The sequence below is a fragment of the Dyella sp. AtDHG13 genome (assembly GCF_003201105.1).
GTDB lineage: Bacteria > Pseudomonadota > Gammaproteobacteria > Xanthomonadales > Rhodanobacteraceae > Dyella > Dyella jiangningensis_B.
The window spans coordinates 70,697-89,084 of sequence record NZ_QICJ01000013.1; the positions used below are offsets into that span (position 1 = coordinate 70,697).

At 66.7% G+C, this 18,388-nt stretch carries 20 protein-coding genes; 8 read left to right on the forward strand and 12 right to left on the reverse strand.

Annotated features, from left to right (window positions below):
- Window positions 1-50: 50 nt before the first annotated feature.
- Entirely contained in the window at window positions 51-614 is a 564-nt protein-coding gene (locus tag BDW41_RS19085) for a Spy/CpxP family protein refolding chaperone (protein WP_083337752.1), read from the reverse strand.
- Between the two features lie 37 nt (window positions 615-651).
- Window positions 652-1,005 carry a hypothetical protein gene (locus BDW41_RS19090; protein WP_074551277.1) on the reverse strand — a complete coding sequence of 118 codons (354 nt, stop codon included), beginning with the start codon at window positions 1,003-1,005 and terminating at the stop codon, window positions 652-654.
- A gap of 292 nt (window positions 1,006-1,297) precedes the next feature.
- Here BDW41_RS19090 and BDW41_RS19095 point away from each other — a divergent pair, with 292 nt between their 5' ends.
- The 3 genes from BDW41_RS19095 to BDW41_RS19105 all read left to right on the forward strand — a co-directional run bounded on the left by BDW41_RS19095 (window position 1,298) and on the right by BDW41_RS19105 (window position 3,782).
- Window positions 1,298-2,695 (forward strand): M20/M25/M40 family metallo-hydrolase, encoded by a 1,398-nt coding sequence (locus BDW41_RS19095; RefSeq protein ID WP_074551375.1) that lies wholly within the window; start codon window positions 1,298-1,300, stop codon window positions 2,693-2,695.
- A gap of 88 nt (window positions 2,696-2,783) precedes the next feature.
- The gene (locus BDW41_RS19100) at window positions 2,784-3,551 is read left to right on the forward strand and encodes a class I SAM-dependent methyltransferase (protein WP_074551275.1); all 768 of its coding nucleotides are present in this window, start codon (window positions 2,784-2,786) and stop codon (window positions 3,549-3,551) included.
- A gap of 21 nt (window positions 3,552-3,572) precedes the next feature.
- Complete coding sequence (locus BDW41_RS19105) at window positions 3,573-3,782, forward strand: oxidoreductase-like domain-containing protein (RefSeq protein WP_074551273.1); 210 nt, start codon at window positions 3,573-3,575, stop codon at window positions 3,780-3,782.
- A 24-nt stretch (window positions 3,783-3,806) separates the two neighbouring features.
- Here the strand turns inward: BDW41_RS19105 and BDW41_RS19110 are convergent, their stop codons facing one another.
- Window positions 3,807-4,889 carry a linear amide C-N hydrolase gene (locus BDW41_RS19110; protein ID WP_074551271.1) on the reverse strand — a complete coding sequence of 361 codons (1,083 nt, stop codon included), beginning with the start codon at window positions 4,887-4,889 and terminating at the stop codon, window positions 3,807-3,809.
- 212 nt (window positions 4,890-5,101) lie between these two features.
- Here BDW41_RS19110 and BDW41_RS19115 point away from each other — a divergent pair, with 212 nt between their 5' ends.
- The 3 genes from BDW41_RS19115 (at window position 5,102) to BDW41_RS19125 (ending at window position 8,266) form a co-directional block, all read left to right on the forward strand.
- Window positions 5,102-5,914, forward strand: coding sequence for a creatininase family protein (locus BDW41_RS19115; protein WP_074551269.1), 813 nt, complete (start codon window positions 5,102-5,104; stop codon window positions 5,912-5,914).
- A 39-nt stretch (window positions 5,915-5,953) separates the two neighbouring features.
- Window positions 5,954-7,129 carry a YncE family protein gene (locus BDW41_RS19120; protein ID WP_074551267.1) on the forward strand — a complete coding sequence of 392 codons (1,176 nt, stop codon included), beginning with the start codon at window positions 5,954-5,956 and terminating at the stop codon, window positions 7,127-7,129.
- A 138-nt stretch (window positions 7,130-7,267) separates the two neighbouring features.
- Window positions 7,268-8,266, forward strand: coding sequence for an LLM class flavin-dependent oxidoreductase (locus tag BDW41_RS19125; protein ID WP_074551265.1), 999 nt, complete (start codon window positions 7,268-7,270; stop codon window positions 8,264-8,266).
- A 9-nt stretch (window positions 8,267-8,275) separates the two neighbouring features.
- Here BDW41_RS19125 and BDW41_RS19130 read toward each other — a convergent pair whose 3' ends face one another.
- The 9 genes from BDW41_RS19130 to BDW41_RS19170 form a co-directional block, all read right to left on the reverse strand.
- On the reverse strand, window positions 8,276-9,307 hold the full coding sequence (locus tag BDW41_RS19130; RefSeq protein WP_233496935.1) for an HDOD domain-containing protein: 1,032 nt from the start codon (window positions 9,305-9,307) through the stop codon (window positions 8,276-8,278).
- 96 nt (window positions 9,308-9,403) lie between these two features.
- A complete protein-coding gene (locus BDW41_RS19135) occupies window positions 9,404-10,663 on the reverse strand; it encodes a TIGR03862 family flavoprotein (RefSeq protein ID WP_074551263.1) in 1,260 nt (419 codons plus the stop codon).
- A gap of 97 nt (window positions 10,664-10,760) precedes the next feature.
- Entirely contained in the window at window positions 10,761-11,513 is a 753-nt protein-coding gene (locus tag BDW41_RS19140) for a slipin family protein (protein ID WP_074551261.1), read from the reverse strand.
- 24 nt (window positions 11,514-11,537) lie between these two features.
- Window positions 11,538-12,905, reverse strand: coding sequence for a nodulation protein NfeD (locus tag BDW41_RS19145; RefSeq protein WP_343125771.1), 1,368 nt, complete (start codon window positions 12,903-12,905; stop codon window positions 11,538-11,540).
- Between the two features lie 170 nt (window positions 12,906-13,075).
- Window positions 13,076-13,582, reverse strand: a complete 507-nt coding sequence (locus BDW41_RS19150) for a hypothetical protein (RefSeq protein ID WP_074551258.1) — start codon at window positions 13,580-13,582, stop codon at window positions 13,076-13,078.
- Between the two features lie 72 nt (window positions 13,583-13,654).
- Complete coding sequence (minE, locus tag BDW41_RS19155) at window positions 13,655-13,924, reverse strand: cell division topological specificity factor MinE (RefSeq protein WP_074551257.1); 270 nt, start codon at window positions 13,922-13,924, stop codon at window positions 13,655-13,657.
- Between the two features lie 5 nt (window positions 13,925-13,929).
- Window positions 13,930-14,745 carry a septum site-determining protein MinD gene (minD, locus tag BDW41_RS19160; protein ID WP_074551255.1) on the reverse strand — a complete coding sequence of 272 codons (816 nt, stop codon included), beginning with the start codon at window positions 14,743-14,745 and terminating at the stop codon, window positions 13,930-13,932.
- A 42-nt stretch (window positions 14,746-14,787) separates the two neighbouring features.
- Window positions 14,788-15,573 (reverse strand): septum site-determining protein MinC, encoded by a 786-nt coding sequence (gene minC / locus BDW41_RS19165; RefSeq protein WP_074551253.1) that lies wholly within the window; start codon window positions 15,571-15,573, stop codon window positions 14,788-14,790.
- Window positions 15,570-16,190 carry a GNAT family N-acetyltransferase gene (locus BDW41_RS19170; protein WP_074551251.1) on the reverse strand — a complete coding sequence of 207 codons (621 nt, stop codon included), beginning with the start codon at window positions 16,188-16,190 and terminating at the stop codon, window positions 15,570-15,572. The genes minC and BDW41_RS19170 overlap by 4 nt, the downstream gene beginning before the upstream one ends.
- 210 nt (window positions 16,191-16,400) lie before the next feature.
- On the opposite strand from BDW41_RS19170, the gene BDW41_RS19175 reads away from it, so the two are divergent.
- On the forward strand, window positions 16,401-17,630 hold the full coding sequence (locus BDW41_RS19175) for a sensor histidine kinase (RefSeq protein ID WP_074551249.1): 1,230 nt from the start codon (window positions 16,401-16,403) through the stop codon (window positions 17,628-17,630).
- A 106-nt stretch (window positions 17,631-17,736) separates the two neighbouring features.
- Window positions 17,737-18,378 carry a response regulator transcription factor gene (locus BDW41_RS19180; RefSeq protein WP_019464490.1) on the forward strand — a complete coding sequence of 214 codons (642 nt, stop codon included), beginning with the start codon at window positions 17,737-17,739 and terminating at the stop codon, window positions 18,376-18,378.
- The last annotated feature ends 10 nt before the right edge of the window (window positions 18,379-18,388 follow it).

Genomic DNA, 18,388 nt, shown 5'->3' on the forward strand with positions numbered 1-18,388 from the left:
TGCGGACGCGGCGCGAACGTCGCGCCGCGTCGACACGCTGTGTTTGGCGATCAACCGCTGGCGGAGGACGACGCGCCGGCCGGCGCGCTCTTGCCACCCTTGGCGCCTTTGCCTCCCTTGTGCGGGCCGCTGCCCTTGGGACCGCCCGGGTTGCGGTACATCGCGTCGGCGATCTGCTTCTGCTCCGGCGTCATGGCGGAGTACAGATCGTCAAAGGCCGAGGCGAGCTTCTTCATGTTGTCCGCATGCGTCTGCGTGAGGTCGGCATACGACTTCATCGCTTCCGACGCGTTCATTGTCGGCAGCTTCTGCGCGCGCTCGCGGAACGCTTCGTCCGCCTTGCGCGCGTTGTCGCGCATGGTCTGCGCAAACGCATCCCAGGGCTTGGCTTGCGCGTCGGTGATCTTCAGCTGGGCGTGCAGGTCGGCGATGCGCCGTTCCACCGCATCGGCGTGCTTTTGCCCATGATCCTGGGTGGATGCGGGCGTGGCGGTGGGCGGCTTCTGCGCGGCGGGCGCGGTGGTGGGCATGCCTTGCTGCGCCATGGCGGGTGCGGCGGCCAGGGCAAAGGAAAACAGCGCCGGCATGGTCAGGTTGCGAAGCATGGTTTTCATGGTCGGTGTTCCCTAGGCAGAGCGGATCCGTAACGGCTCAGTAGCCGTCGTTGTCGTAATAGACGACGCCGGGCGGCGGCGGGGGCGGCGGTGAGCTGTAGACCACGGTGGGCGGCGGCTGCGGCGTGTTCGCATTGGAGATGGCCACGCCGGCCGCGACGCCGAGCAACGCACCGGCGACGATGGCGCCCGTGTCGCTGTGGTGATCGTCGTGATACTCGTAGTGGCCGTGGTCGTAGCGATGGTCGTCGTAGTGACGGTCATAGTGCTGCGGGGGCGGCGGACCGTGGTGATGCTGGGCCAGCGCGGGCAGGGGCAGTGTTGCCCACGCCGCGGCGATCGCGGCCGCGGCGAGCTTGTGGCGTAGTGCAATGGGCGAGTGGCGTTTCATCGGCATTCCCTCCGGTGTGACAACAACGGTGTCGCACGGTGGAAAGCGTAGGTCGCGCCACGTGCACGCCGGCACAACACCGCGCCGCAGTTTCATGCGGCTTTGGCGGCCGTTTGCCTATGTGGTGATGGCGTGATGGAAGCGTGTCCGCGAAGAGTGCCCGCCTTTGGAGGCGTCCCGATGCGGCGCTGGCCATGAGGCGATACATTGGGTCACCTGGCGAACGTACATGATGCCGTGCGGCCGCCGACGCGACATACTCGGCGCTCCTTCCAACGCTGCCGAGACGCCCATGCTGAAACCCTTGCTCGCTTCCCTGCTGACCTGCTCGCTCGCGTTTCCCGCCATGGCTGCTGGCCTGGACGCCAACCAGGCGCAGGCGCGTGACATCTTCAGCCATTTGATCGCCTTCAAGACGGAGATCGGGCAGGGCCAGGTGCCGGTGATGGCGAAGTACCTCGCCGGCCAGTTCCGCGCCGCGGGCTTTGCGGATTCGGACATCCATATCATTCCGCACGGTGAGACCGCGGCGATGGTGGTGCGCTATCGCGGCAATGGCACGGGCGGCAAGCCCATCGCGCTGATGGCGCACATGGACGTGGTGACGGCCAAGCCGGAAGACTGGCAGCGCGATCCGTTCAAGCTGATCGAGGAGAACGGCTATTTCTACGGTCGCGGCACGGAGGACATCAAGAGCGGCGTGACCGTGCTGGCGGCCAATTTCATCCAGCTGAAGAAGGCCGGCTTCGTGCCCACGCGCGACCTGATCATCGTCTATACCGGCGACGAGGAAACCTCGCAGGACACCATGGACGATCTGGTCAAGAACCATCGCGACCTGGTGGATGCGGAGTTCGCGCTCAACACGGATGCCGGCGGCGGTGAGCTGGGCGAGGACGGCAAGCCGCTCGTGTTCGGCCTGCAGACGGCCGAGAAAGCCTATGCGGATTTCGAGCTGACCACGCGCAATCCCGGCGGTCACAGTTCGCTACCGCGCGCCGACAATGCCATCTACGAGCTGGCCGATGCGCTGAAGAAAGTGCAGGGCTACGCGTTCCCGGTGATGTGGAACGACACCACCATCGCGTCTTTCAAGGCGCTGGGCGCCACCACGCAGGGCAAGCTGGGGCAGGCGATGCGCGACTTCGCCAAGGACCCGCACGATGCCGCCGCCGCGGCCGTGCTCGCCGCCGAGCCTTCGGAAGTGGGCAAGACGCGCACCACCTGCGTGGCCACCATGTTGCGTGGCGGCCATGCGGACAATGCGTTGCCGCAATCGGCGACCGCCAACATCAACTGCCGCGTGTTTCCGGGCGTGGCCATCGAGACGGTGCGAAAGACCCTGCAGGATCTCGTCGGCCCCAAGGTGGAAGTGACGCTGATCGGCCATGCCATATCGAGCGACGCATCGCCGCTGCGGCCTGACATCGTCGCGGCCGTGACCAAGGCGGTGCATTCCATCCGCCCGGGCGTGGCGGTCACGCCGGTGCAGGAGTCGGGGGCCACCGACGGCATCTATTTCCGCGCGGCGGGCATACCCACCTATGGCGTCAACGGCATGTTCATGAAGAACAGCGACTCGTTCGCGCACGGCCTCAACGAGCGGGTGCCGGTGAAGTCGTTCTATGACGACGTTGCCTACTGGCATGTGCTGCTGACCACGCTGGCGGGGCCGGGTACGGCCAAATAACGCGACGCGCGACCGTGCCGAAATGCACGCGGCGGTTTATGCTCTGGGGGCGCAGAATGGCGCCCCCACATCAGAGACGGAGTTCGATATGCGTCCCACCGCCCTTGCCGTGCTGGTAGCTCTTGCTTTCCCTGTCACCGCTGCGCTGGCCGCGTCGCCGGCGCCGACGGATGTTCCTTCCTACGTCACCGCCGCCGTCAACGACCCCGCCCGCAAGGACGACACGGCCAACGACGAGCGTCGCAAGATCGCCGACATCATGACCTTCGCGGAGGTGAAGCCCGGCCAGTCCGTGGTGGACCTGATCCCGGGCAGCGGCTATTTCACCCGCGTGTTCAGCGGCATCGTGGGGGCCAAGGGCCGCGTGTACGCGGTATGGCCGAACGAATACGGCAAGGAGGCCGTGTCCGACGTGCAGGCCTCCAAGGCGCTGGTGGCCAACCCGCATTACGCCAACGTCGGCGTGCTGATGGTGCCGTCCAAGGAGTTCAAGACGCCGGAGAAGGTTGACCTGGTCTTCACGTCGCAGAACTACCACGACTACCCGGACAAGTTCATGGGCAACGTGGACCCCGTGGTGTTCGACAAGCAGGTGTTCGATGCGCTTAAGCCCGGCGGCCTGTTCGTGGTGATCGATCACGTGGCCGAGGCAGGCTCGGGCATGCGCGACACCGATACGCTGCACCGCATCGATCCGGCCATCGTGAAGAAGCAGGTGGAGTCGGTCGGTTTTGTCTTCGACGGCGAGAGCGACGTACTGCGCAATCCGAAGGACCCGCACAACATCAAGGTATTCGACAAGTCGATCCGCGGTCATACCGACCAGTTCGTCTATCGTTTCCGCAAGCCCGGCTGATCTTCGAGTGGTACACCCCGTTTGACCGAGTCACAGCAAAACACCAAGGCGGAGGGCGCAGCCGCGCCCTCCAGCGATCCACCGCCCACGCCACCGCAACGCCCGGATGACGAAGACTGCTGCGGCCAGGGTTGCGTGCCGTGCATCTTCGATCTCTATGACGAAGCCATGGGGCGCTACCGCGAGGAACTCGCGGCATGGAAGGAACGGCACCCGGGCGAATCGCCCTGATGACGGGCTGGACGCGCGTCTCAGCTAGGGTGCCGGCGCCGGCATGAACTTGAACGACGGCGTCTCCACGAATTGCGCCGACACCTCGCCTGCAAAGACCTTGCCTCCGGCCATGGTGAGCTTCTTCACCGGCGCGCCGGGCTTCAGGTCCAGCTTGTGCAGATCGACCCAGAAGGTGTTCGGCGTGGTGGCGGAGTCGAAGTAGTAGGTGAGGTTCTTCTGGTCGGCCACGGTGTGCCAGATGGTCGATGAAAGATTCGGCTGGTCCGGCGTGGAAATGCCCAGGGGCACGCTCACGGAGCGCTGCACGCTCAGCACTTCGGCCACGGCCTGGTACTGATAGTTTTCGTTGGGCACGCCCTTGATGTAGTTCGGGTCGAGTTTTTTCGGCACGGCATCGAGCAGGAAGGACGCGCGCGCGAAGCGGTCGGCGGCGCGGTTCGTGCCCGGAAGAAATTTCAGGCCGCCAATGCTTTCCCAGTACTCGTACAGCGCCAGCTGCTTGTCGTAGATCGGCGAGTTGGTCATCACCTTGTACTGATGGCCGTGATGGATCACCAACTTGCCGTCGATGTATTCGAGGATGGCCGAATCACCCGTGGCATCGGACAGCGACAGGTGAATGGTGAGCGGCTTTCCGTTCGGCAGCGGCGGGGCGATGACCTGGAACGGCTCCTTCGCCAACGCCTTTACAGCGTCGCCCACGTTGGCGAAGTTGTCGAGTACATATTGGCCCCACAGGCTGATGGCCATATGCGGCCGCTTCGGGTCGGGCTTGCCGTAGTCGGTCTCGGCCAGGTACAGCGCGTTCATCACCAGGCCCTTCTCGTTGATACCATCGACGCTGCCGATGTCGTAGCCGGCGACGATCACGCTGCCGTAGCGCGATGTCCAACGAGGTGATTTTGGGCCCGCGTTGCCGTCGTGGCGAATACCCGCGGGAAACACCCACATGTTGGAGCCCATGTCTTCCGACCAGTCCATGTTGCGACCGGTGATCACGGTATCGTCCTGGCCCACGTAGAGCGTGCGCGTGCAGGCGTGCGAGGAAAGCGTCGCCAGCGAAGCGGCGAGGGCGGCGGCAAGGGCGAGCATGTGGCGGCGCATGGGCAGCTCCAGGGCAGTGGCGGGGCAAGGCGCGCGGATAGGGAACAGAGCACGGCGCGCATGAAAGGCCCGTGTATCGCCCAAACCCTTGTGGAAAGGGTGTTTGTGCCGCTTTGGGAGTGATCTTTGCGGGCCGGTGGGCCCGGCCTGTACGGGGTGCGCCGCCGCGGCATGGGCCTTACACTTGGCGCCTGGTTTTTCAGGACGATCCAATGCCTTATCCGTCGTTGCGAGCCCTGCTGTGCGGCGCCTTGCTGCTCGGCGCCCACGCCGCCTTCGCCCAGACGCCGCGCACGGTGCAGCTCGAAGACCTCACCTGGACCGAGATCCGCGACCAGGTCCAGGCCGGCAAGACCACCATCATCATTCCCATCGGCGGCACCGAGCAGAGCGGCCCCGGCATCGCCGTGGGCAAGCACAACGCGCGCGCGGCCTACCTGTCGCAGAAGATCGCTGAGCGCCTGGGCAATGCCCTGGTCGCGCCGGTGGTGGCCTACGTGCCGGAGGGCAACACCGCGCCGCCCAGTTCGCACATGCGTTTTCCGGGCACCATCACCGTGCCCGACGCGGTGTTCGAGCAGATGCTGGAATCGGCGGCGCAGAGCTTCGCGGTGCACGGGTTCCGCAATGTCGTCTTCCTGGGCGACCACGGCGGTTACCAGAAAGACCTGGAACGCGTAGCGGCCCGGCTGAACAAGGCGTGGGGCGGCAAGGCCCGCGCCATCGTGCCGCCGGAGTACTACGCCACCTCGTCCGAGGGCTTCAACCAGATCCTGCGCCAGCACGGCATCAAGGACGACGAAATCGGCACCCATGCGGGCCTGGCCGACACTTCGCTGCAACTGGCCGTGGCCCCGCAGATGGTGCGGCTGGATCGCCTGCAGCACGGCCCCAGGCTGGGCACGGCCGATGGCGTCTACGGCGGCGACCCGCGCCGCTCCTCCGCTGACCTCGGTCAGCTGGGCGTGGATGCTATTGTGGTAAATACCGCCAACGCCTTGCGTCGCGACACGCAGGCGCGCTGAATGAACCTCCCCCTGTATCACTCAACCAAGTTGTGACCCATGGCCATCGCTAAATCCCTGCGTTCCTCCCGTCTGTTCCGACTCGCACCGCTCGCGCTGGCCGCGGCGTGCCTGGGCGGCACCGCCCTGGCGGCTTCGGCCGTGAACACCGTGCCCGGCATGCCGCCGGTGGTGAATCCCGCCGACATGTACAGCGAGGCCGCCGCCGGTCACCTGAGCCCGGCGGTGAAGAACGACCTGGAACGCATCTACGTGCCGAACCTGCGTTCCAACGACGTCTACGTGATCGATCCGAAGACGTACAAGGTCGTGGACAAGTTCAAGGTGGGCGAGGGCCCGCAGCACGTGGTGCCGTCGTGGGACCTGCGCACCCTGTGGGTGACCAACAACGCCGAGCGCAAGAAGACCGGCAGCCTCACGCCGATCGACCCGCGCACCGGCAAGCCGGGCGCGGCGGTGCCGGTGGATGACCCGTACAACATGTACTTCACGCCGGACGGCAAGGAATCCATCGTGGTGGCCGAGGCCTTCGCGCGCCTGGACTTCCGCGACGCGCACACGCAGGCGCTGCACGCCAGCCTGCAGGCGCCGGAGTGCAAGGGCATCAACCACGCCGAGTTCTCCATCGACGGCAGCTTCGCCATCTTCACCTGCGAGTTCACCGGCAAGCTGGTGAAGATCGACATGGTCAACCGCAAGGTGGTCGGCTATCTGGACCTGTCCAAGAAGGGCATGCCGCAGGACATCCGCTCCTCTCCCGATGGCAAGACCTTCTACGTCGCCGACATGATGGCCGACGGCCTGTACCTGATCGATCCCTACAGCTTCAAGCAGGTCGGCTTCATCAAGACCGGCGTGGGCACGCACGGCCTGTACCCCAGCCGCGACGGCACCAAGCTCTACGTCGCCAACCGCGGCTCCAACAAGGTGCACGGCCCACGCGGCGGCAAGGGCAGCGTGTCGGTGGTGGACTTCGCCTCGCAGAAGGTCGTGGCCAACTGGCCGATCCCCGGCGGCGGCAGCCCGGACATGGGCAACGTGAGCGCGGACGGCAAGACGCTGTGGCTCTCCGGCCGCTTCGACGACGTGGTCTACGCCTTCGACACCACCACCGGCCAGGTGCGCAGCATCAAGGTCGGCCAGGAGCCGCACGGCCTCGCCGTATGGCCGCAGCCGGGCCGCTACTCGCTGGGCCATACCGGCATCATGCGCTGAGCGAAAGCTGGCGCAGCGAACGAAACGGCGGCCTCACGGGCCGCCGTTTTTTTTGGGGCGGATGCGCAGGGTCACGGCCAGGGCTGGCATTTTCCCGGCCAGCCCCCACGTGTGAAGCTTCCCCGTCGAGGAAGCCCCATGATTCCGTTTTCCGTACTCGATCTGGCGCCCGTCACCGAAGGCAGCAACACCACGCAGGCGTTCGCCAACACGCTGGACCTGGCGCGCCGCGCCGAGCAGCTGGGCTATACGCGTTACTGGCTGGCCGAGCACCACAACATGCCGGGCATCGCCAGCGCCGCGACCGCCGTGCTGATCGGCCACGTAGCCGGCGGCACGTCGACCATCCGCGTGGGCGCGGGCGGCATCATGCTGCCCAACCATGCGCCGCTGCAGGTGGCCGAGCAGTTCGGCACGCTGGCGTCGCTGTATCCGGGACGCATCGATCTGGGGCTGGGCCGCGCGCCCGGCACCGACCAGCCCACGGCGCGCGCGCTGCGGCGCTATTTCGACAGCGCCGAGGCCTTCCCGCAGGACGTGGCCGAGCTGCTCGCCTATTTCGAACCCGCCACGCCGGAACAGCCCGTGCGCGCCGTGCCGGGTGCGGGCATCGAAGTGCCGGTGTGGCTGCTGGGCTCCAGCCTGTTCAGCGCACGGCTCGCCGCGGCCATGGGCCTGCCGTTCGCCTTCGCCTCGCACTTCGCGCCGGATGCGATGGACGAGGCGCTGGCGCTGTATCGCCGCGACTTCCGTCCTTCCGCGAGGCTGCAGTCGCCGTACGCGATGCTGGGCGTGAACATCGTCGCGGCCGAGAGCGATGCCGAAGCGAAGCGCCTGTTCACCACGCAGCAGCAGAGCTTCATCAACCTGCGCCGTGGGCGTCCCGGCCTGATTCCGCCGCCGATCGACGATATCGAAAGCTATTGGACGCCTACCGAGAAATTTGGCGTGGAGCGTGCGCTCGCCTGCGCGGTGATCGGCAGTCCCGACACGGTGAAGGAGGGCATCGAAGCCTTCATCGCGCGTCATCGTCCCGATGAGTTGATGGTGACCGCTAACGTGTTCGACCACGAGGCGCGTTGCCGTTCGTTCGCGCTGGTGGCCGAGGCGCGCGAGCGCCTGTCTGCCGCGCACTGAACGCTGCGCTTACGGTGCGTCGAAGCTCTGCCGCAAGTCCTGCTGGCAACGCGCCAGCAGCTGCGGCGGGAAGGTGGCGATGGGGTCGTCGCCGTAGCCGGAGTCACGGTCCAGCAGGCCTTGTTCCGATAGCAGCTGGTACATCGCCAGCCGCTGTGCGACATGCAGCACGCGACTCATCGGCAGCGCGAGGGCGGCACTGCCGTGTTGCGCGTGTTCCTGCAGCGCCTCCTGCACGGGCGGCGGCAGTTCCCAGTGCTGTCCCGCCTGCACGGTGAGTTGCGCGGCCAGCTGCACGCAGTCGTCGATGAAGGCGGACGAGCTGGCGGGCAGTTCGGCGTTCTGCAGTTCCTTGTCGAGCAGGCGCGCCACCGCGCCCAGGCCGCTGTAGCCGACCAGCGCCAGCAGGTAGGCCTCGAACGCGTCGCACTGGCCCTTGCTGAGATACACCGCGGCATGGGCGCAGCGTTCGGCGTGGTCCCACAGGCGCTGCCCGACGATCTGGCCGTGGCTGCCCGCGCTGGCCAGCAGGATGGGTTTCATCACGTACGACGTCACCACGTGGCGCAGGCCGATCTGGCCCAGCAGCACCACGGCATGCTGGAGGCTGCCGATGGGATGCGCAGTGCGGTAGGTGACGCTGCCGGTGACGCGCATGACTTCGCCCACCAGCACGGGATCGCGCTTGATCAGGTCCGCCAGCTGCGCGCCGCTGAGCTTGTCGCTCTTCATGGCGCGCATCAGCTGCGGCAGCACGGTGGGCATGCGCGGCAGGCTGCGGATGTCGAAGCGGCCGCTTTCGCACTGCTCGCGCAGCCGCTGCAGGATGGCCTGCTCGCGCAGCTTGTTGGCGTGCTCGCCAGCGTCGACGGGCAGGTTGAGTATGAAGCGGAAGAAGCGTTCGGCGATCTCGTCGCAGGGCACGGTGGGGTGGGGCGACAGCGTCTCGACAGCTAGTTCCGGATCGGGCGCAGCCGGCCGTGCCGCCGTCGGTTCCGCCGCGCGCTCACGTCCGAAAACTCGCCACCAGTTCCCCATCATCGTGTTGCCAGCTCCCTCGTGTGGCACCCGCTCCGCTGTGTATCGGCCGCCGCCAGGAAAAATGTAATGCGGCTTTGCTGCGGTGCGACGCGATGCTCAGTTATCGGCGGGAACCGGGGTTTGCTTGATCCACGCAGCCGCGCCGCGCCCCGCGCGCTGTCCGCTGGCGAAGCAGGCCGTGAGCAGGTAGCCGCCGGTGGGCGCTTCCCAGTCGAGCATTTCGCCGGCGCAGAACACGCCTGGCAGGGCGCTGATCATCAGCTGGGGAGAAAGCGCTTCCAGCCGCACGCCGCCGCCGCTGCTGATCGCTTCCTCGATGGGGCGAGGGCGCAGCAGGCGCAACGGCAGCTGCTTGATGGTGCGGGCGAGCGTGCCGGCATCATGGAACTGTTCTCGGTCGAGCACTTCGTGGAGCAGCGCGGCCTTGACGCCGCTCAGGCCAGTCTGTCGCCGCAGGTGTTCGCTCATGGAGCGGCTGCCGCGCGGCTTGGCGAGGTCGGCATGCAGGCGTTCGAGCGTGCGGTCGGGCGACAGGTCCAGGGTGATGGTGGTGGCGCCATGCGCGGCGATGGCGTCGCGCAGCATCGGGGAAAAGGCATAGATCAGGCTGCCCTCGATGCCGGTGGCGGTGATGACGCATTCGCCCTGGCGCGCGTGTTCGTTGCCATCCTTGTCGCGCAGATGGATCACCACGGGCTTGAGCGGCGCGCCGGCAAAACGCGTCGCCAGGTGTTCGCTCCAGCCGATATCGAAGCCGCAGTTGGAAGCCACCAGCGGCGCGACATCCACGCCGCGCGCTGCAAGCGGAGCCTGCCACTGGCCATCGGAGCCAAGCTCCGGCCAGCTGCCGCCGCCCATCGCCAGTACCACTGCATCGGCGCGGACCTGCCGTTCGCTGTCGGGCGTGGCGAAGCGCAGCGCGCCGTCATCGGTCCAGCCCAGCCAGCGATGATGCACGTGGAAGTGCACGCCGTCCTCGCGCAACCGCCGAACCCAGCCGCGCAGCAACGGGGCCGCCTTCAGGTCGCTGGGAAACACGCGGCCCGAGCTACCGACGAAGGTGTCCACGCCCAAGCCGCGCGCCCATGCGCGCAGGTCGTCGGCATCGAAATCGCCTAGCCATTCGCCGATTTCGCGCGAGCGCGCACCGTAGCGCTGGATGAAATCCGGCTTGGGTTCGCCATGCGTCAGGTTCATCCCGCCCTTGCCGGCAATAAGGAACTTGCGGCCTACCGACCCCTTCGCGTCGAACACGTCCACCGACACGCCCGCAGCACGCGCGGTCTCCGCGGCCATAAGGCCGGCAGGGCCGCCGCCGATGACGGCGAGGCTGACATGGGTGGGCGTGCTGGACATGGCTGCGCGAGTGGCGAACGGCCGCTCATTGTACAAGGCCTTAGACCGTCATTCCGGCGTAGGCCGGAATGACGATCAAGAGCGTCAACACGGTTGCCTAACTGCCCAGCTTGTCGATCAGCGGCTTCAGCAGATCCAGCGGCAGGGGGAAGAACACCGTCGAAGCCTTGCCGCCGCTGGCCATGTCCGCCGCCGTCTGCATGTAGCGCAGTTGCAGCGCCTGTGGCTGCTGTGCCAGCAGGGCGGCGGCGTCGCGCAGCTTTTCCGCGGCTTGCAGTTCGCCATCGGCGTGGATCACCTTGGCGCGGCGTTCGCGTTCGGCCTCGGCCTGTCGTGCGATGGCGCGCACCATGGTTTCGTTGAGGTCCACGTCCTTGATCTCGACATTGCTGACCTTGATGCCCCACGGGTCAGTGGCTTCGTCGAGGATCTGCTGCAGGCTGTGATTGATCGAGTCGCGCTGTGAAAGGATGTCGTCCAGCTCGTGCTGGCCCAGCACCGAGCGCAGGCGCGTCTGCGCGAGCTGGCTGGTGGCCTGGAAAAAGTCGGCGACCTGCAGCATGGCCTTGTCCGGTTCCACCACGCGGAAATACACCACGGCGTTCACGCGCACGGAGACGTTGTCGCGCGAGATCACATCCTGCGGCGGCACGTCCATCACCGTCACGCGCAGGTCCACGCGCATCATGCGTTGCACGACAGGGATCAGCATGAACAGCCCCGGCCCCTTGGTGCCGGTGTAGCGTCCCAGCGTAAGCACCACGCCGCGCTGGTATTCGGGCAGCACCTTGATGGCGAGGAACACCAGCGCGATGGCCCAGATCACGATGACGCCGACGAAACCGAACATGAGCATCTCCTCTGCGGTAAAGGTTCAGGCGCGCGTGACGCGCAACAGCAGTCCCTCGCGCGCCACCACGCGCACGCGCGTTCCGGCCGGCAGGCTGGTTTCGCAATGCACGCGCCATTGCTCGCCGCCGATGCGCGCCCAGCCTTCGCCGCCCGCATCGATGGACTGTGTGAGCTCGCCCGTGGCCAGCAGCATCTGCGCATCGCCGTTGAACGTGCGCGCGCGGCGCGAGCGCGTGATCAACCGCAACAGCAGCACCAGCAACACAACGGCGCCGGTTGCCATGCCCGCGATGACGCCGAGATTCACGCCGTATCCCGGCACGCCGTGGTTGAACAGCATGATCGAGCCGATCACGAAGGCGATGACGCCGCCGATGCCGATGGCACCGACCGAAGGCATCACGGCCTCCGCCAGCACCAGTGCCATGCCCAGCAGCATCAGCGCCAGGCCGGCGTAGTTCACGGGCAGCAACTGCAAGGCGTAGAGCCCGACCAGCAGGCAGATGGCGCCCGTCACGCCGGGCAAGAACACGCCGGGATGAAAGGCTTCCAGCACCAGCCCGTACATGCCCGCGAGCAGCAGCAGATAGGCGATGGTGGGATGGGTCACCAGGCCCAGCAGGTGCGTGCGCCAGTTCGGCGCGTAATCGCGCAAGGGAAGCCTGGCGAGATGCAGCACGATCTCTTCGCCGGCGACATGTACGCGGCGTCCTTCGAGGCGGGCGAGCAGGGTGGGAATGTCGGGCGCGATCAGGTCGGCGACGTGCTTTTCCACCGCTTCGTCGGCGGTCAGCGTTTCCGCGCCTTGCACCGCCTTGACCGCCCAATCCGCATTGCGCCCGTTGAGCTGGGCGAGCGAGCGGATCGAGGCGATGGCGTCGTTGAGTACCTTGCTCGACTCGGCGTCGGATGCCGGCGGCGATGTGCTGCCGGAAGCGACAGGCGGCGCGACCGATGGCAGCGGACTGTTGCCGCCCAGCGGCACCGGCGTCGCCGCACCGATGTGCGTGGCGGGCGCCATCGCTGCCACCGGGCAGGCGTAGAGGATGTACGTGCCCGCCGAGGCAGCACGCGCGCCAGCGGGTGCGACGTAGCCAATCACCGGCAGCTTGGCGGCGAGAATGGCGGCGATGATCTGCCGCATCGAATCGGACAGGCCGCCCGGCGTGTCGAGTTGCAGTACGACCGCGCTGGCGCCATCGCGCGTGGCTCGCTGCAGGCTGTCGTCAACGTATTCCGCGGCCGCCGGGCCGATCGGCCCCGACAGGTCGATGCGCGCCACGAAACCGGCGGAAGGTTTGGCGACACCGGCCGTGTCGCCGGTCGCCACGGTCGCGGCCAGCGTCATCGCCAACAGCGCGCTGATCCATGTCACGAGCCTTCGCGTCACGCCATGCCTCCTCGGAAGGGGCGGCATCACATTGCGCCAGGGGATGTTTTGTTGGCGTGAGGTGGAATGGCGAGTGTTGTTTGCAGGAGGGCAAAGTCACTGGACCCCTGCCTTCGCAGGGGTGACGGTGAGGTTTCTTTTGCTGTTTCGATACCGCTGGGGCGTTGCCCTCAGCTGAAAACCGGCCGTCCTTCCCGATCCAGCAAGCCATGCTCGATCAACCACTGCCGTGCATTGCCGGCGTCCTGCTCGAACCATGCCTGTGCGGAGCCGAGGCGGAAGGTGTAGCCCCAGGCATCCATGTCCGTCATCAGGCGCGTGCGGCCGACGCCGGGCAGTTCATCGGCGAGGACGATCTGCAGGTAGCAGGTGGCGTCTTCCTCGTCGATGGAGTCGGTGGCGTCGGTGTGCACGAAGCTGCGCCGCTCGGGCGGCAGCACGATCAGGTGCCCGGCTTCGTGCAGCAGCGAATGCACGGGCGTGTCGTCGCGCGCATAGACCGTGGTGCCGATGATGCCGGCTTCCTCATCGCCCCAGAAACTGCCGGGAATGGCGACGCCCGGCTCCACGCGTTCCAGCGCGAGTCCGTAGCGGGCGAGCAAAGTCGTCGGCGCCTGGAAGCCGGTGTCGGCCAGGCGCATCACGCTTGCTTCGTTGGGGGAGGAAGGATCGGACATGGGATGAAAGTCGCCGCCGGTTCACGGCGGCGACGGCAAGGCAACGTGGCGCGACGGCGTCGCGCCACGACATCAGCCGGGCTTGGCTTCGGCGTGTTCGGGCAGCGCTACCGAAAGCTCGAGGATTTCGTGTCCGCTGTCGCGCTCGACGTTGATGTTGATGGCTTCGAGGTCGACGTGGACGTATTTCTTGATCACTTCGAGCAACTCGTTGCGCAGCAACGGCAGGTAGTCAGGCGCGCCGCGGGTGGAGCGCTCCTGGGCCACGATGATGCGAAGACGCTCCTTGGCGACGGCAGCGGTGGGTTCCGGCTTGCGCTTCAGGAAATCAAGAATACCCATCGCGATCAGCCTCCGAATACGCGCTGGAAGAAGCCCTTCTTGGGCGCGTCGAGGAAGCGCATGGCGCGTTCCTCGCCGAGGATGCGGGCCACGGTGTCGCTATAGGCCTGCCCGGCGTGCGAGTTGTCGTCCAGGATCACCGGCACGCCCGCATTGGATGCGGCCAGCACGTTTTCGGATTCGGGGATGACGCCGACGACGTTGATGCCGAGGATCTCCTCGACGTCCTTCACGCTCAGCATCTCGCCCACGGCCACGCGGGCCGGGTTGTAGCGGGTCAGCAGCAGGTGCTGCTTGATGGCGCCGTCGCCACGCTCGGCGCGGCGGGTCTTGCTGGAGAGCAGGCCCAGGATGCGGTCCGAGTCGCGCACGGAGGACACTTCCGGGTTCACCACCACCACCGCGTGGTCGGCGAAGTACATCGCCAGGTGGGCGCCCTTTTCGATGCCGGCCGGCGAATCGCAGACCACGTAGTCGAAGCCTTCCTTGCCCAGTTCCTCGAGCACCTTCTCGACGCCTTCCTGGGTGAGGGCGTCCTTGTCGCGCGTCTGGCTGGCGGCCAGCACGTAGAGGTTCTCGTAGCGCTTGTCCTTGATCAGCGCCTGCTTGAGCGTGGCTTCGCCGTGCACGACGTTGACGAAGTCGTACACCACGCGCCGCTCGCAGCCCATGATCAGGTCGAGGTTGCGCAGGCCGACGTCGAAATCGATCACCGCGACTTTCTTGCCGGCCATGGCAAGGCCCGTGGCAAGCGAGGCGCTGGTCGTGGTCTTGCCCACGCCACCCTTGCCCGAGGTGACAACGATAATCTCAGCAGTCAAGGCTCATCTCCGCGTAATGCTTTGTTGTAGTAATGGCGATCGTCACAGCTTGGCGATCAGCAGTTTTTCCCCTTCGAGCCAGCATCGCACAGACTGGCCTTCCAGGTCCTTTGGAATTTGTTCGAACACGCGGTAGTGGCCGGCGATGGCCACCAGTTCCGCGTGGAAGTTGGAAATGTATATGCGCGCTTTCTCATCGCCCTGTGCGCCGGCCATCGCGCGGCCGCGCAGGCTGCCGTAGACGTGGATGCTGCCGTCGGCGATCACCTCGGCCGCGTTGGCGATGGTGCCGGTGACGACCAGATCGCGGTCGCGCGCATACACCTGCTGGCCCGAGCGCACGGTGCCGTCGACATGCTGCGCACCCAGGCCGGGGGGCGCGGCCGGCGCCGGTTCGTTGCGTGCGGGTTCGGCGCGACGCGCGGGCTCCGGTGCGGGCGACGGCGCGGCGGTCGCTGCCGGCGGCGCGATGCTGCCGCCGTCGGCGGGTTCGTACGCGGCGCGGAACTTGGCGATCAGCGGCAGGCCCATGCGCTGCGACAGCGCATCGACTTCGCTGGTGCCGTAGGCCAGACCGACCGGTAGCATGCCGGCGCTGCGCACCGCTTCGAGCAGGGCGTCGACCGTGCCGTCGTCGGGCAGGTTCAGCAGGTGGCTCAGGTCCAGCACCACGGCGGCGCGGGCGAACAACTGGGGAGCGGTGCGGACGCGGCGCTCCAGCTCTTCGCAGAGGGCGGCGGCGTCGACGCGCTTGATGCGCACGTTGGCTATGCCGACCTGGCCGAAGCGCAGGTCACAGGCGTCTTGTGTATCCATTCTTGCATTCACGGGCGCCGCTCTCCCGCAAGGCGGCGCTGGGGGGTATCGGGGTGGACGGGTCGCTGGCGTTCGGCCAGCCACGGCACATCGGGCAGGCCGTCGTGGTCCAGGTAGGTTTCGCGCACGAAAGCATAACTCGGCAGGTCCTTGGCGAGCAGGCTCACCTGCGGACCTTCCGTGCCCATGCGCTGCTGGCCCACTTCCTGGAAGCCGTAGGTGCCGTGGAACAGCACCACCACGTCGTCGCGCGGCTCCAGGAACACTTCGCAGGTCAACAGCGGCACGCGCACTTCGGCAAAGCTGGTGACGTCGCAATAGAAGATGCGACCCAGGCCGTGGCGACGGTAGGCGTTGGCGATGACGATGCGGTCGATGTAGGCGAACTGCGGGTAGTGCTCGGAGAACCAGTGGTAGTTCGGGCTGTCGTAGTCGCGCCCTTCGCGCAGGGCGATGAGGAACCCGGCCAGGTGGCCATCGATCTCGGCCACGCGGAAATAGTCCGCGTGTTCGTAGAAGTAGCGCAGCTGTGCCGCGTCCAGGGCGAGGATGGTGCGGCCGGCGGCGTTGTTGAGCGCCAGTACGGCATCCAGGTCGTGCTCGCGCACGTCGCGGATGGCAAGGGCCATTCGTTGCTCCGCTTTGTGTGGTTCGAGTGACAAGACCGTTGGATCGGCCCCGCGGTGACGGCGCATTATGACATGCGTCAAGCACTCGGACATATCACGGCGCACCATGTAAAACCTTTGTAAAGCGCCAGCCGTCGTGCCTTTCGGCAGGGGCGGGATAGTGACTTCTCACGCATTGCACCACGCCTGCGGGTAGCTAATGATGCGCACATGTCCTGGTCAAACATTAATCACATCCGGCTGCTCCGGTACGCCGGTCTGACGACGTACCTGTGCGTGGCCCTGCCGTTGCTGCCCGGCAGCTGGAGCCTTGCCCAGGTCAACTCCTGGTGGAGCGATCCGGACATCTCCGGCTGGATCTTTTCCTATCTGATGTTTGGCGTCACCTACGTGCTGCTGACGCGCCGTTCCACGCTCAACCGGCAGGCCGGCCTGCCGCCGCTCAGCCGGATGATCGGCCTGGTGGTGCTCACCGGGTCGGCCATCGCCATGGGCTGGTTCAGCCAGAGCGGCCTGTCGGCCATGCTGATGCTGGTCATCGCCGTGGTGCTGCCGTGGCAGCTGCCGGTGGGGGCGGGGCTGGCCTGGATGCTGGCGCAGAACCTGATGCTCATCCCCATCATCGCCAGCTACAAGGGCTGGACCACGGTGACGGCGATCCTGCAGGTCTGCATGTACCTGGGCATTTCGGCCCTGGTGTTCTTCACCTCCATGATCGCCAGCCTGCAGGCGGAGGAGCGCGAGGCGCAGCGCCGGCTCAATTCCGAGCTGCGCGCCACGCGCGCGCTGCTGGCCGAGTCCACCCGCATCGCCGAGCGCATGCGCATCGCCCGCGACCTGCACGACCTGGTCGGCCATCACCTGACGGCGCTGAGCCTGAACCTGGAAGTGGCCAGCCACCTGGTCAACGCGCAGGCGGCCGAGCACGTGCAGAAGGCCCAGGTCACCGCCAAGCACCTGCTGTCGGACGTGCGCGAAGTAGTGAGCGAGCTGCGCCAGGACGATGCCATCGACCTGACGCTCGCCCTGCGCAGCCTGACCGAAGGTGTGCCGGGCCTGAGCGTGCACATGCAGACGCCGCCGCGCTTCAGCGTGGAAGACCCGCGCCGCGCCCAGGTGCTGTTGCGCTGCGCGCAGGAGATCATCACCAATACCGCGCGCCATGCCGGCGCGCGCAATCTGTGGCTGCGCTTCGATTACGTCAACGCCAACCTGCTGGAGCTGTACGCCCGCGACGATGGGCGCGGGGCGGCGAATTTCCGGCCGGGCAACGGCCTGTCGGGCATGCGCGAGCGCCTGGCCGAGTTCGAGGGCAGCGTGACGGTGGATTCAGCCATGGAGCAGGGTTTCGCGCTCAACGTGCGGCTGCCGCTGGGCGAGGTTCCGGAGCTTGCGCATACGCCGTCCCGGTTCGAACCTCCGGCGCTGGGCATGCTGTAGGCTTGTTGGAGGGTCGTGTAAACATGTGTGGCTTGGATTGCCGCATCGTTCTTCCCCGTTGGCCGCGGGCATCGCACGTTGGCCACTCACGTTTCGAGGATTCGCGATGATTTCCGTCTGTCTCGTTGACGACCAGAACCTGGTTCGCCAGGGCGTCCGTTCACTGTTGGACCTGGCGGAGGACATCCGCGTGGTGGCCGAGTGCGCCGATGGCGCCCAGGCCGTGCAGGACATTCCGCGGGTGAAGCCCGACGTGGTGCTGCTGGACCTGCGCATGCCCAACATGAGCGGCCTGGAAGTGCTGCAGGCGCTGTCCGCCCGCAACGAATTGCCGCCCACCATCATTCTCACCACCTTCGACGACGACCAGCTGGTGCTGCAGGGCCTCAAGGCCGGCGCCCGCGGCTACCTGCTCAAGGACGTCTCGCTGGAGCAGCTGGTGGAAGCCGTCCGCACCGTCGCCGCCGGTGGTTCGCTGGTCGCCCCCATGGTCACGCAGCGCCTGCTGGCCGGCGTGGGCCGCATGCAGAACCAGTTCACCAGCCTGGAGCAGCCCGACCCCCTGACCGAGCGCGAGACCGAGATCCTGCGCCTGCTGTCCGGCGGCTATAGCAACAAGGAGATCGCCAACTCCTTGAAAGTGGCGGAGGGAACGGTGAAGAACCACGTTTCCAACATCCTCTCCAAGCTGGGCGTGCGCGACCGCACGCGCGCCGTGCTGAAGGCGCTGGAGCTGGGCATCGTCTGACCGACGGGCT